We start from the raw sequence: 14,802 nt of genomic DNA, 5'->3' as shown, positions 1-14,802 counted from the left end.
CCATCTGGGAGCGCTTCCACGCGATGTCCATGGAAGAAGGACGCGGATGACGAACACGGTGCCGGTGAAGCGCGGCTCGCGCGCTACCGCTCCCGAGATGCCCGAGGGCGAGATCGAGCTGGCCGAACCACCGGTGCTCGGTGAGCCGGCGAGCGTGGAATTCGGGTCGGCGCTGGCCTTCCTCCCCATGGGCCTGGGCTCGGCCGCGATGGCGGTGGGCCTCTCCATGGGCAACGGCTCGCCCACCACGTACATGATGTCCGGGATGATGGGCGTCTCCATGATCGCGATGAGCCTGACCCAGCTCGGGCAGGCGGGCCGGGAACGCAAGCGCCGGATGCGGGCCGAGCGCCGGGACTATCTGCGCTACCTCGCACAGCTGCGCAAGCAGGCCAGGGACGCCGCGGGCGAGCAGCGGGCCGCCGTCTCCTGGGACCATCCCGAGCCCGAGGACCTGTGGTCGCTGGCCATGAGCCCCCGGCTGTGGGAGCGCCGCGCCAGCCACGACGACTTCGCCCGGGTCCGGGCCGGGCTCGGCTCACGGCGGGCCGCGCTGCACTTCATCCCCCCCGAGACCAAGCCCGTCGAGGACCTCGAACCCCTCTCGGCGATCTCGCTGCGCAGGTTCATCAAGGCCCACCAGACGGTCGAGGGCATGGCCGTCCCCGTCTCGCTGCGCAACTTCAGCAGCGTCGAGTTCGCCGGGGACGGCACCTACGCGTACGCCCTGGTCCGGTCGATGCTCTGCCAGCTGGCCGTCTTCCACTCGCCGGACGAGCTGCGCATCGCCGTACTCGCCGACGAGCGGGGCCGGGCGGACTGGGACTGGGTGAAGTGGCTGCCGCACAACGCCGATCCGCGCGAGCACGACGCGGCCGGTGCGCTGCGGCTCGTCGCCACCGACCACGACGCCCTCATGGATCTCCTGGGCCAGGACGTCAGCGACCGACCCGACCACGACAAGTCGGAGGCGCCCAGCACCTCCGAGCCGTTCGTGGTGATCGTCGCCGCCGGCACGCAGATACCGACCGGCTCCCGGCTGCTCGGCGCCGGACTGCGCAATGTCGTCCTGCTCGACCTGACCGGCGCCATGACCGGCGGCTCGAAGGTGCTGCGTCTGACCACCGAGAAGGGACAGGTGACCTTCCCGTCCGGCGACTCGACGGCGTCGGCGCGGGCCGACGCGCTGAGCATCACCGCGGCCGAGAGCCTGGCCCGGTACCTCGCGCCGATGCGCACCAGCGGGATCGTGGACCTGGTCGACGAACCGTTCGAGAACGACTTCGACCTGACCGCCCTGCTCGGCATCCGCGATCCGCGAGCGTTCGACGTGTCCGCCCAGTGGCGGTCGCGCACGCCGCAGCACTCCCGCCTGCGGGTGCCCGTCGGTGTGACCGAGGACGGCGAGATCGTCGAGCTGGACTTCAAGGAGTCCGCCCAGAGCGGCATGGGGCCGCACGGTCTGCTGATCGGTGCCACCGGCTCCGGCAAGAGCGAACTCCTGCGCACCCTGGTCATCGGCCTGTGCGCGACCCACTCCTCCGAGATCCTCAACCTGGTCCTGGTCGACTTCAAGGGCGGCGCCACCTTCCTCAACATGGAGAAGCTGCCGCACACCTCCGCGGTGATCACCAACCTGGCCGACGAGCTGCCGCTGGTCGACCGGATGCGCGACTCGCTCCAGGGAGAGGTGATCCGCCGTCAGGAACTGCTCCGCGAGGCCGGCTACCCCTCCCTCTTCGAGTACGAGAAGGCCAGGCTGGGCGGCGCCCGGCTGGCCCCGCTGCCCTCGCTGCTCCTCATCGTCGACGAGTTCTCCGAACTGCTCTCCAGCAAGCCTGAGTTCATCGAGCTGTTCGTGATGATCGGACGCGTCGGGCGAAGCCTCGGCGTGCACCTGCTGCTCGCCTCGCAGCGACTCGACGAAGGCAGCATCCACAAGGTCGCCGGCCACCTCTCGTACCGGATCGCCCTGCGCACCTTCTCCTCCATGGAGTCGCGCAGCGTCATCGGCGTCACGGGCGCCTACGAGCTGCCCTCAGCGCCGGGCCACGGCTATCTGAAGATCGACACCACCAACCTCGTCCGCTTCAAGGCCGCCTACGTCTCCGGGCCCTGCCCGGAACCGCAGACCCGCGCCGCCACGGGCGACGACCCGAGCGGGCCGGCCGCCGAGATCGTCCCCTTCGGCCTGGAGCAGCGGCCGCCGCTGCCGGCCGACCTGGCGTCCGCCGACCCTGATGACTCACGGGATTCGGACGAGCCGTCGGACGACGAGGAGCAGTCCGAGAGCTCCGAGAGCCTGCTCGACGTGCTGATCGACCGGCTCAGCGACGCCGGCCCGCCCGCCCGCCAGGTGTGGCTGCCGCCGCTGGACGAGTCGCCGAGCCTCGACCAGCTGCTGCCGGGCATCGTGCCCGACCCGCTGCGCGGGATGAGCGCGAGCGACTACCCGGCCCTCGGCGCCCTGAAGGTACCGCTCGGCATGGTGGACCGGCCCTACGAGCAGATACGCGAGCTGCTGGTCGCCGACCTCTCCGGAGCCGACGGACACGTCGGCGTCGCGGGAGCGCCGCAGACCGGCAAGTCCACCCTGCTCCGCAGCCTGATCCTCTCCCTCGCCCTGACGCACACCCCGGAGGAGGTCCAGTTCTACTGCCTGGACTTCGGCGGCGGCGGCATCGTCTCCGTCGCGGGTCTGCCGCACGTCGGCTCGGTGGCCACCCGCCTGGAGCGCGACCGGGTGCTGCGCACCGTCGAGGAGATGACCCAGGTACTGGAAACGCGCGAGGAGCGCTTCACGAGCCTGGGCCTGGAGTCGATGGCCGCCTACCGCGCGCTGCGCAGGAGCGGACAGATCGACGACCCGTACGGCGACGTCTTCTTCGTGGTGGACGGGTGGGCCACCCTCCGGCAGGACTTCGAGGAACTGGAGGACCGCGTCGCCGAACTGGCCTCCCGAGGCCTCTCCTTCGGCGTGCACGTGGTGGCCTCGGCGGTCCGCTGGTCGGAGATCCGCCCCAAGCAGCGTGACCTGATGGGCACCAAGCTGGAGCTCCGGCTCGGCGACAGCATGGAGTCGGAAGTCGGAACCCGTCAGGCCGCCGGAGTGCCCTCGCGCCCGGGGCGCGGTCTCACCAGTTCGAGCCACCACTTCCTGTCGGCACTGCCCCGGCTCGACGGCTCGTCGGACATCGAGGACCTGACCAGCGCGACCAAGGCCGCGGCCGCGGAGATCGAGACGTTCTGGCCCGGCCGGTCGGCACCCGGCGTACGGCTGCTGCCCAGCAACCTGCCGGTGGACCAGCTGCCGCCGCCGGACGGCGACATGCGGGCCTGCCTGGGCTGGGACGAGAAGCGCCTGCAGCCTGTCTGGCACGACTTCGCGAAGGTGCCGCACCTGATGACCTTCGGCGACGACGCCACCGGGAAGACCAACGCGCTGCGCCTGGTCGCCAGGGCGATCACCGCCCGCTACACCCCCGACGAGGCGCGCATCCTGCTGGCCGACCCCAGCCGGCAGCTCCTTCGGGACGTCCCGGAGGAGTACCGCGTCGGCTACGCCGTGGGCACCGAGGCACTGGCGGAACTGGCGGCCAGCGCCGCGGTGTCGGTGAGCGGCCGGGTACCCGGCCCCGACATCGCCCCCGAGCGGCTGCCGCAGCGCGACTGGTGGACGGGACCACGCCTGTTCATGCTCATCGACGACTACGACCTGTTCGCCACCGGCAGCGCCATGGACAACCCGATGACGCCCATGGTGCCGCTGCTGGCCCAGGCGGCCAACATCGGGCTGCACATCGTGGTCGCGCGCAGCACCTCCGGAGCGATGCGCGCCATGATGGACCCGCTGCTGCGCCGGATGTGGGAACTGGGCAGCCCGGCACTGCTCCTCTCCTACCCCAAGGAAGAGGGCAAGTTCATCGGCGAGGCCAAGCCGCGCACCCTGCCCCCGGGCCGTGCGCAGTTCGTCACCCGGCGCGGTGTCGGACTGCTCCAGACCGGACTGGCGGCTCAGCCGTGAGCCGGCCCTCCGCCATGCGCCGGCCCTCCGCCGGGCGCCGTACACCTCGCGCCCGACGCCCGCGCGCCGCACCGGCCTTCCCCAGCGCATCGAACCCGCCCCGTTTTCCCCGTCTTTGCACCGCAGGAGAACCATGAGCACCGCCGCGTCGTCCTCATCCCGTACCGGGCACGGGGGGACCACCGACGTCTGCCGACTGACCGTCAGCGCGGCCAAAGGCCGCACCGACCTCGCGGTGCCCGTCACCGCCACGGTGGCCACACTCCTGCCCGTCGTGCTGAAACCGTCAGTGAACGAGGAGGACCTCGGCGGCAGATGGGCGCTGCAGCGCCTCGGCGAGGGCCCGCTCGACCTGGACGGCACCCCGGAGACCCTCGGCCTGCGCGACGGTGACGTGCTGTATCTGCGGCCGAAGGACGACCTCCTGTCGGAGCTGCGGTTCGACGACGTGGCCGACGGGGTGTCCACCGCGCTCAACGCCCAACGCGACCGCTGGCGCCCGGAGTTGACCCGTCGGCTCTGCCTCGTCCTGGCCTGCCTGGCGCTGGCGTCCCTCGCCGCCATGGTCGTCGCCACCCGACCCCAGCTGCTGACCACGCTCACCTGCGGTCTGCTCGCCGTGGGCCTGATCGTCGGCTGCGGCCTGGTCACCAAGAACCTGGAAGACCGGGCCCTGGGGACCATCACCGGCCTGGGCGCGTGCCTGTTCGCCGGGCTGGCCGGGCTGTCCGCGGTGGCGGGCCCCGCCGGGCTGTTCGCGCCCGGTCGGCTGGACGGGCTGCTCACCGCCACGTTCACCGGAGTGGCGGCCGCCGCGGTCCTGGCCACCGGCCGGGTGCCGATCGCGGTGTTCGGCACCCTGCTGATGCTGGCGGGCACGGTGGAGGTCGGTTCGTTCCTGTCGATCGTCCTCGCCTGGGACGCCACCCGGGTCGCCGCGGTGCTCGCGGCGACCCTGTTCGCGCTGTCCCCGGTCCTTCCGCGCCTGGCGCTGTTCGCGGCGAGGCTGCGCGTCGTGGAACTCCCGCACAACGCCGAGGAACTGCAGCAGGGCATCGACCCGCTGCCCGAACCCCTGGTCAACCGCCGGGCCGCGGCGGCGGACGGCTACCTCAGCGTCTTCTTCCTCTCCTCCGCCGCGGTCTTCATCGTGGCCTCCGCCCTGCTGGTCCAGGCCCCGAACTGGTCGGGCTGGGTCTTCGCCGCGGTGTTCAGCCCGGCGGTGCTGCTGCGTGCCCGCGCGGTGGGCAACGCCTCGCAGCGCATCGCCCTGGTGATCGCCGGCGCGCTCGGCGCGATCCTGGTCGTGCTGTCCCTCACCCTCCACGCCGGCCCGGTCGTGCAGGCCGGCACCATGCTCGGGCTGTTCGCCGTCGCCGCTCTGCTGCTGACCGGTGCCTGGCGACTGCCCGGGGCGCGGCTGCGGCCCATCTGGGGACGCCTCGGGGAGATCTTCGAGGGCCTCACGGCGCTCGCCCTCATCCCGCTGCTGCTGCAGGTCCTGAACGTGTACGCGTACTTCCGCTCGCTGGCCGGCTGAGGGGGCTGCGGTGCAGAATCGACGCGATCACGTCCAGGCCCACCGGTTCGCCGTCGGCCGGCTTGTGTCGGCCTTGCTGGCCGGTGATCCAGGACCCGTCGAGGTCCCCATGCGGCGGGGAAACCTCGGCATGCAGTTCGGTGCGCTGGTCGCCGTCCTGCTCGCCGCGGGCTTCGGGGTCTACGGCCTGATCAGCCCCAAGGAGAGCACGGCATGGCGCAATCCGGGGTCGATCATCGTGGAGGAGGAGACCGGCAACCGGTACCTCCTCATCGACCAGCAGCTGTACCCCATGGCCAACTACGCCTCCGCGCTGCTGGTCGCCGGAGCGCGTGCCAAGACCGTCTCCGTCGCACGCGACACCCTGGCTGAGGTCCGGCGCGGCCCGCAGCTCGGCATCGTCGGCGCGCCCGATGACGTGCCGCCCGCCACCGACCTGCTCTCCGGAGACCGCGCGGTGTGCCTGCCGCCGGGCAGCGCGAAGACGCTGGTGGATCTCGACCCCGCAGGCCGCTCCACCCCCGTCCCGCGCAACCAGCGGGTCCTGCTCTCCGGGCCGGACCGCACCACGTACCTCGTGTGGAACAGCCGGGCGTACAAGCTGTCCCGCGCCGAACTGGTCGCGCTCGGCATGGTGGCCCAGGAGACCGTCCGGGTCTCCTCGGCATGGCTGGCCCAGCTGCCTTCCGGCGGAAAGCTGACCGCGCCGCGCATCCCGGAGGCGGGCTCCGCGGGCTCCTCGGTGGCCGGCGAGTCCGCGAAGGTGGGGCAGTTGTTCGAGACGACAGCCGCCGGCTCACGCGAGATGTACGTCCTGCGTGCCGACGGCCTGGCTCCGATCAACCGCACCGAGTTCGCCCTGCTCAGCGCCGTACCCGGCGCCTTGGCGCCGAGGCAGGTGACGACGGCCGACATCGCGGCCGCTCCCGCCTCGCAGGACCGCTCCCTGCTGACCGCGGTGCCGGACCTCCTGGCCGGCCCGGCGTTCAACCCTGCCGGCTCGGCGCTGTGCGTGCTGCAGAAGGCCGGTAGTTCCAAGGGCGGTTCGGTCGTGACCGAGCCCATCGCCGCCGGCCCGCGACCCTCCGGTCTCTTCGTGCCGCCGGCCAAGGGCCTGCTCGTCGCGGCCGAGTCCGCGCAGGCGCCCGACGCCACGTCGCGGCTCTACCTGATCACCGACAGCGGCAAGAAGTACCCGTTCGCCAACACCGACGCCCTCGCGGCGCTCGGCTACGGCCAGGCCAAGGTGCGGACGCTGCCCCGCCAACTGCTCGATCTGGCACCCACCGGTCCGACGCTGGACACCACCACAGCCAAGACCGCCGTCTCGGCGCGTGCCGGTTAGGGGGCGGGACATGGTGCAACTCGATCGCGGTGCGCGCGGCTCAAGCCGTGCCGGACTGGAATGCCGGAGCATCGGCGGTGCGCTGCTGGTCCATCCCACGGGGAGGATCAACCCTCAGCTGCACGCCTTCGCCGGCGGACTGGCCCAAGACCCCGAACACACTCTGGTCGTCGTCGACCTCCCGGAGGATCCGCCGGCCGAGGACTGGGAGTCGGTGGCCGCTCTGCTCAAGCGCCGAGGGCGTTCCTTCCGGGTGATCATCGGCCGGCCGAGCCGCGAGACCGCCATGACGGCCGGTCAGCTCCTCGCCGACCGGCTCGAACGGACCGTGCTCACCCCGGACGGCTGGGTGCTCCCCGCCGCCGGGGGCGTGCTGTTCGTGCCGGAGGCCGCCGGTTCCGGCTGGCTGGGCTTCCAGCCGCGTCGCTCGTCCACCTGGGCGCGGCTCGGGCGGCCCAAGCACGCCCCCCAAGTGTCGCGCCGGTTCCCCGTACCGAAGTGGGATCACGCCGTGCCCGGGGGCTCCTTCGCGACCAGCGCCGACGGCACGGCCGAACCCGTGCCCGGCGGCGTCTGGGTCAGGCGGACGGACCAGCCCGCCAGCGAGCAGGACATCCATCGCCGCCGGCTGGCGGCCTCCCTGCTCTGCCAGTCCGACCGGCTCGTCGTGGTACTCGGCTGCCCCGGTGGCGCGAACCTTTCGCTGGAGGACATCGAGCACTTCTGGGGACGCGTCACACCGGCCGCCCGTCCGCTGGTTCGCTTCACCGCCTACGGGCCGGTGGCCGTGCCGAAGGGCACCGCGCTCGGTCAGGTACTGGCCGACCGGTTCGGCCAGCAGGTCACCGTCTACGCCGGGCTGCCGACGGTCGGCGAGCCGGGCACCGACGGTGCGCAGATCCGCGTACTGGCCACCGACGGCACCCCCGGCCCGCCCGCCTTCGTCCGTGAGTTGGTCTACCGGCCCGCGGTCGCCCCCGGCTCCGCGGCGCCGCCGCCCGAGCTGCGCGGCCGCCGCGGTCCGGCGGACGGCTTGCCGGAGATCTCCGCGGGAGTGTACGAGTACGCACCCGACGCCGTGCTGGAGGTCACCCAGGCAGGACTGTGGCTACGGCCACCTGCGGCTCGGGCCGACGCGTCGGCGGTGCACCGCGTCCCGGCCGACCCGGGCATGACGGTCATCCACTTCGACGCGGGCACACCGGAGTCCGCGGAGCGGATGCGGACACTGGCCGAGGAGGTCCGGCAACAACTCGATCCGGCACTCGCCGAAGCCTGCCGAGTCCTGCCTGCCCCGAAGCACGCAGCCGAGAAGAACTCCGGCGCGGCGTCCTCCCGGAGGGGTGGGGCGGGTGCGTCTGGAGCTGCGGCTGTGGGGGCGGGCCCGGGGCCCTTGGCCGGCGAGCCTGCGCAGGTGGTCGGCGTGCGTGCACCTGTGGCTGGGGGCGGGGTGTCGGACGCGTCGGGGTCTGGGGTTGGTGAACCTGGCCTTGCGATCGAGGTGCCGGGTGCGGCGCGGCCTGCGGCGGGCGAACCCGGAAGTACGAGCGGAGTTCAGGAGCCCGGGTCGAGGCCTACCGCGGGCCGGACCGGGCCTGCGGTGGAGGCGCCGGGGGCTGTGGTGGGCGAGGACGGGCCTGCTGCCGAGGCAGTGGCTTCTACGCCGGGCCGGATCGGTCCTGCCGGTGGGGTTCCTGGAGCTGATGGTGAGGTGTCCGACCCTGCTGGTGCCGTGCCAGGTCCGGCAACCGGGATAGCGGGGACGACAAGTGGCGCGCCCGGGGCCGATGGCGGGGCGTCCATGCCCGCAAGTGACGTCCCTGGGCTGTCAGTTGAGATGCCCGGGACCGCGAGCGGTGCGCCCGGGGCCGGTGACGGAGTGTCCACGCCCGCGGGTGTCGATGTTCGCGGCCCCGCAACCGGTGGTGTGCCCGAGGCCGATGGCGTGATGACCGGGTCCGGAATCGAAGTGCCCGGAACCCAAGGAGGCGCGCCCGGGGTGGCAGGCGGAGTGTCCAGCGCCGCAAGGGGTGCGCCCGGGGCCGACGGCGGAGTGCCCGGAACCCAAGGAGGCGTGCCTGGAGCCGACGGCGGTGTGCCGGGGGCCGAAGGCGGAGTGTCCAGGAGCGCAAGTGGCGTGCCTGGAGCCGACGGCAGCGTGCCCGGAACCGAAGGCGGAGTGTCCAGGACCGATACGGCGCCTGTCGTCGATGCGTCGTGGTCCGCGGGCTCGGTGCCGGAGCCCGCGGTGGGCCGATCCGGTTCTGCGGCCGAGGTGTTGGAGCCCACGCCGGTGCCCGGTGTCGGCGAGTCCGTGGCCGCGCCTGCCACCTCCGCAGTCGTGGCCCCCGATGCTGCGGCTCCCGTCGATCCGGCCGCGTCCGGCGAGCGGCAGGCGCAGGCGTCCAGGCCCGCGCCCGCTCCCCTACGCCCGCGGTCGCTTCGGCTGGAGTCGGCCCCGCCTCCTGGGGCCGTGTCCGCCGAATCGGCCGAGGCCGCGCCCGTCGGTGCCGGCACCGTGGATCCCGAGCCCGTGGCAGACCCGGCGCCGCAAGCGGCGGCACCGCGACCGGCGGCCACGTCCTCCCCGGCACCTCCTCCGGCGGCCGCCCCCACGTCGGCCCGGACCCCGACCCCGCCTCCGCCTCCGCCTCCGCCTCCGCCTCCGGCAGCGGCCTCCAGTACCTCGGGAACGCCTGCTCCCGCGCCTGCGGCGCGACCCAAGGCTCAGCGGCCCGCCGTACGCATACAGCCCGTGCCCGCGCCCGACGCCTGCGCCGTACCCCCGGAGCGCGGAATCGAGCAGGAACGTACCTGGTTGCGACGGACGTTGAAGGAGCAGTACGACTCCGCCTCGAACCACGTGGCGCGGGTGCTGTCCGAGTCCCCCGGGCTGCGCGGTGGTTCCAAGCAGTCGGGCGACGACGTGGTCACCGACCTGGTCGCGGTCCGGCTGTATCTGTCCGGTGGAACCGACCGGATCGACAGCGCGGTGCGCGGCGCAACCGTCGGCCCCCATGTGCCGTTGGCCCGCTGCGTGGCGTCGGGGCTGCGCCGGCTGCCGTCCTATCGCGGCGCCACAATGCTGCGCACCACGCTGAGCGAGGCGGAGTGGCAGTGGTACGGCAAGCGCCGGCTCGTCACCGAGTGGGCGTTCTGCGCCGCGCTGACCGCCGCGCATCCCGAGATGGCCGGCGATGTCGACGTACTGATCTGGTCGATGACCGCGCGCCGAACCGCCCTGCTGGACCCGACCGTCCCCGACCGGGTGCTCTACCTGCCCGGCACCAGTTTCAAGGTGCTCGGGGTGCGCGACGAGGAACGGCGCGTGCTGCTGCTGCGGGAGCTGACGGGCCCGGAGATCGGCGCGGACGGGAGCGTCGACATCCGGCGCCTCCCGCTGGACGACCTCGCGATGGCCGGGCTGGAGCAGGCCGACACCGAGTGGCGGGACGCCAAGCCCGCCGTACGGCTCCCCGCGACGGCCCTCGGCGCCCTCCGCAATCCACCAGGGCTGATCGTGACCGGCCGTGGCGCCGGCACCGCACCACCCAGAAAGGGAACGACGCCATGACGAGGCAGGTCCTGCTGGTCTCCCGGGACCGTCCCGGCGCCTACCAGTCCATAGGCGAGGCGCTGCGCGCCGCTTCCGACGGCGCGGTGATCACCGTGGCCGGGGGGACGTACGAGGAACCCCTGGTCATCACGCGCATGGTGACCATCTCCGCCGCGAGCGGGGGGAGCGATGTGCGGATCCATGTGGGCTCGGGCAGCGCCGTCGTCGTCGACGCCGAGGCGGTGCAGCTCTCCGGTCTGACGATCTCCGGCGGGGACGACGACACGGCCGCCGTGGAGATCCGACGTGGCGAGGCCGCACTCGACGCCTGCCGGATCACCGGTGCGGGGTGGACGGCGATCCTGGCGTGGCATCAGGGAACGCTGGTGGCACGTGACTGCCGGATCGACGAGGCGCAGGGCGCCGGCATCGTGGTGACCTCGCCCGGCGGCAACACGGTCGAGAAGACCGTCGTGAACGAGACCGGCTCGTCCGCGATCGTGGTCGCCGAGGGCGGGCGGTTGGCGGTCCGGGAGAGTGTCATCGACCGGGCGGGCGGCAACGGCATCTGCGTCAACGGCAACGGGCGCGCGGAGGTCAAGGACACGGCGATCACCGCGAGCGGCAAGCCGGCGCTGGTCGTCGAGCAGAACGGCGCGGCGACCGTCTCGGGCGTCACCGTGACCGAGAGCGCGAGCGTGGACGCGTATCTCACCGGCAAGGGCCGGATCACCCTCACCGGCTGCCGGTTCTCCGGTGCCGGCGCGGAGTCGGTGCACATCGCCGGCGGTTCGGCCCCGCTGCTCAAGGGGTGCGTCGTCTCCGCCCCGGACGGGACCGCCGTCCGGATCACCGGGAAGTCGCGGCCCCGGCTGGAGAACTGCGAGATCACGCGGGCGTCGGTGGGCGTGAGCGTGGAGGGCGGCAGCACGGTCGCCCTCAAGCAGCTGGCCGTACGCGAGGCGGCCCAGGCGGCCGTGCTCGTCACGGAGGGCGGCGCCGTCGAGGCGGAACAGCTGACGGTGGCCGAGGGCGCCGGCATCGGGCTGCGGGTGGCGGGCGGCGCCAAGGTCATGGTGCGGGACAGCGAGATCGCCACGGACCGGGCGAACGCGGTGGAGCTGGCCGAGAAGGGCACCGGCAGGTTCCAGGAGTTGCGCCTGCGCACCGGCGGCGGCGGGTTCTCGCTGACCGACGGCTCCGAGGCGGAGGTGGTGTCCGCCCGGCTCCAGGGCTGCGAGGTCCTGGTCGGGAAAGACGCGGCGCTCACCGTGCGGGACAGCGAGATCGCCGGCTCCGGGACCGACGCGATCCGGGTGACCGGCGGCGGATCGGTCACGGCCATCGGGTGCCGGGTGCACAGCGCCCGCGGCCACGGCGTCAACATCCAGGCGACCGCTCGGGCCGAGGTCAGCAACTGCCTGATCTTCGACAACGCCGGGGACGGCGTACGCACCAACACCGAGGAGCCGGTCAGCGTCCGCGACTGCGAAGTGCGGGACAACGGCGGCCTGCAGGTGCACCAGCTCCGGGACAACCCGCAGTTCTCGGTCGGCAACCTGACCGGCGGCGACCGGCAGGACAAGTCCGGGCGTGCCGCGTCGAAGGGGCGGCAGCGCAAGGAGGACGGCGCGGAACAGCCCGAGGCGTCGGAGACCGCGCAGCACACCGGTACCGGACCGCTCGCCGAACTCGATGCGCTGGTCGGGCTGGAGAGCGTCAAGCACGAGGTCACCAGCCTCATCAACCTCAACAAGATGGCCCAGCGCCGGGAGGAGATGGGACTGCCCATGCCTCCGATGAGCCGGCACCTGGTGTTCGCCGGCCCACCGGGCACCGGCAAGACCACCGTGGCCCGGCTCTACGGCGCGGTCCTCGCCGAACTGGGCATCCTCAGCAAGGGTCACATCGTGGAGGTCGCGCGCGCCGACCTCGTCGCGCAGTACATCGGCGCCACCGCCATCAAGACCACGGAGGTCGTCACCAAGGCGATCGGCGGTGTGCTCTTCATCGACGAGGCCTACACCCTGACCAGCCAGGCCAAGGGAAGCGGCCCCGACTTCGGCCAGGAGGCCGTCGAGACCCTCATGAAGCTCATGGAGGACCATCGCGACGAGATCGTGGTCATCGTCGCGGGCTACTCCGAGCAGATGGACCAGTTCCTGTCCTCCAACCCCGGTATGGCGTCACGTTTCTCCCGTACCGTCGAGTTCCCCAACTACTCGGTGGACGAGCTGGTGACGATCGTCCGGGGCCTGTGCGGCAAGCACTACTACGAGCTCACCGATTCCGCGCTGGAGGGCCTCACCACCTACTTCGAGCGGACCCCGAAGGGGCCGACCTTCGGCAACGGACGTGTGGCCCGCCAGCTGTTCGAGTCGATGATCAACCGTCAGGCATCCCGGCTGGCCACTCATCCACCCACCGCCGACTCGGAGTTCACGCGTTTGACGGCGGACGACGTGGAGAAGCCGCCCGGGGCGGAGCCCGCCACTTCCGGCGGCGGGGACAACCGGCAGCCGCAGGAGCCGCGCAGCAGCCGGCGCATCGCGAACCTGGTCGGGCTGGAGGCGGTCCGTACCTCGCTCCTCGAACGGCTCGCCGGACTCACGGAGCTGCGCCGGCAGCGCCAGCCGGTCGCGGGGCTGATGAACCTGGTGTTCGCGGGCAAGGAGGGCAGCGGCCGCGGTGCCGTGGCCGGGCTGTACGCGCGGTGCCTCGCCGAGTACGGGCTGCTGGAGACCGGCGCGGTGCACCGGCAGGCCCTCTCCGAGTTCCCGGCGGGCTGGCGGGAGCAGGCAGAGACGTTCGCCGCCGCCGTCTTCGACGAGGCCGCGGGCGGCCTGCTGCTGCTCGAACTCGACCAGGCCTTCCAGGCCCGCCCGGAGTCGGAGCGCGGTGCCGTGGTGAGCGCCCTGCGCAAGGCCGCGGACGGCAACGGCGAGGTGGCGCTGGTGCTGTGCGGCGAGGAGTCGCTGCTGGCCGAGGCCCTGAACGCACGCCCGGGCTCCGAACTGGCCGCCTGCTTCGCCGAGTACCTGCCGTTCGCCGACTACTCGGGAGCGGAGCTGGCCGAGCTCTCGTGGCGTTATCTGACGGTGCGTGGATTCACCGTCGACGCCCCTGTGCGCAATTCGCTCGCCGAGCATTTCACCGAGTCTCCGCCACCGGCGGGCGCGTACGGGGCGCACCGGTTCGCGGAGCGTCTGGCCTCGGCCGACTCCCCCGCGATCCGGCCGGCCGCCCGTACGGACGCCGCCGACACCGACTCCGCCGACTCAGGCGCAGGCGCAGGTCAGGTGCCCCCTGAGGAGGGCAGTCCGGCCCTGGCAGAGGCGGGCGCGGGGGCCTGACGGGAGTCGTCGGGGCAACTATCGCTGGTGGACGGGGCAAGGGACGGCGCATTCGGTTCCTTTGGCCCTCGGCATTCGAGAAGGTATGACCAGGCGGTTCCAGAGGGAACCCGCACCAAGAACTGGAGGGCTCGATGGCGGGCAATATGACACAGGTCGATCTTGCTGGACTTCAGAAGGCCATCAACGTCTTCTCGAACGGCGTCGCCAACTTCGACGGCCAGTACAAGGCGATGTCCACGACGGTCGGCAACATTCAGTCCGTGTGGACCGGCCAGGCGTTCATGGCATTCGACCGGGCGCTGCAGAACTGGCTCGTCGACTTCAACAAGGTGATCACGGTGCTCAACGGCATGGAGAACGCCCTGAGCCAGAACACCAGCATCCTGACGCAGACGAACGAGGAGACCATCCAGAAGGCCCAGCAGGCCGCCGCTGGAATCACCACCCCGACGCTCCCCGGATTCTAGTAAGTCAGCTTTCAGTCAGCTTTCACACACAGCTTTCCCAGAAAGCTTTCACAGACAGGAGAAGAACATGGCAGATTACAGTCTTCAGTTTGACGGCCTCGAGTCCGCGGTCACGGAAATGAGCCGGATTTCCAAGCAGATCAACGACTTCCTGGAGGAACTGCAGAGCGGCACGATGCAGGCCATCACCGAGTGGGAGAGCGGCGCGCGCGACCTGTTCGACAGCCAGCGGAGCGTCTGGGCCACGGCCGCCAACGACATGACCGTGCAGGCCGCCAACGCCCAGAACTCGCTGACCCAGATCATCGGCCATTACGCCGACGGTGAGAGGTCCGGCGTCAACATCTGGAACCGCTGATGCCGGATACACATTCGCTGAACTGGGAACCCAGGGAGAAGAAGCCGCCGCCCCCTCCTCCCAAGGAGTGGGATCCGACGACGTTCCACGCGCCGCACACAAAGTCCGGACCTGAGACGCACGACCCCACGCCGCCGCCGGTTCCGGGTGGTTCGG

Annotated in this window: 7 protein-coding genes; all 7 read left to right on the top strand. The window is 71.9% G+C overall.

Annotation, left to right across the window (positions count from 1 at the left end; translation table 11 throughout):
- Positions 1-46: 46 nt before the first annotated feature.
- Positions 47-4,024 carry a type VII secretion protein EccCa gene (gene eccCa, locus PBV52_RS46940; RefSeq protein ID WP_274247910.1) on the top strand — a complete coding sequence of 1,326 codons (3,978 nt, stop codon included), beginning with the start codon at positions 47-49 and terminating at the stop codon, positions 4,022-4,024.
- 133 nt (positions 4,025-4,157) lie between these two features.
- Entirely contained in the window at positions 4,158-5,564 is a 1,407-nt protein-coding gene (gene eccD, locus PBV52_RS46935; protein WP_274247909.1) for a type VII secretion integral membrane protein EccD, read from the top strand.
- Between the two features lie 10 nt (positions 5,565-5,574).
- The gene (eccB, locus tag PBV52_RS46930) at positions 5,575-6,909 is read left to right on the top strand and encodes a type VII secretion protein EccB (protein WP_274247907.1); all 1,335 of its coding nucleotides are present in this window, start codon (positions 5,575-5,577) and stop codon (positions 6,907-6,909) included.
- Positions 6,910-6,919: 10 nt separating this feature from the next.
- On the top strand, positions 6,920-10,483 hold the full coding sequence (locus tag PBV52_RS46925) for a hypothetical protein (RefSeq protein ID WP_274247906.1): 3,564 nt from the start codon (positions 6,920-6,922) through the stop codon (positions 10,481-10,483).
- The gene (locus PBV52_RS46920) at positions 10,480-13,818 is read left to right on the top strand and encodes a right-handed parallel beta-helix repeat-containing protein (protein ID WP_274247904.1); all 3,339 of its coding nucleotides are present in this window, start codon (positions 10,480-10,482) and stop codon (positions 13,816-13,818) included. The genes PBV52_RS46925 and PBV52_RS46920 overlap by 4 nt, the downstream gene beginning before the upstream one ends.
- Positions 13,819-13,952: 134 nt before the next feature.
- Positions 13,953-14,288 carry a WXG100 family type VII secretion target gene (locus PBV52_RS46915; RefSeq protein WP_274247889.1) on the top strand — a complete coding sequence of 112 codons (336 nt, stop codon included), beginning with the start codon at positions 13,953-13,955 and terminating at the stop codon, positions 14,286-14,288.
- A 67-nt stretch (positions 14,289-14,355) separates the two neighbouring features.
- Positions 14,356-14,646 carry a WXG100 family type VII secretion target gene (locus tag PBV52_RS46910; protein ID WP_274247887.1) on the top strand — a complete coding sequence of 97 codons (291 nt, stop codon included), beginning with the start codon at positions 14,356-14,358 and terminating at the stop codon, positions 14,644-14,646.
- Positions 14,647-14,802: the final 156 nt, after the last annotated feature.

The organism is Streptomyces sp. T12, assembly GCF_028736035.1.
Lineage (GTDB): Bacteria > Actinomycetota > Actinomycetes > Streptomycetales > Streptomycetaceae > Streptomyces.
This window is presented reverse-complemented; position numbering and strand designations above follow the sequence as displayed.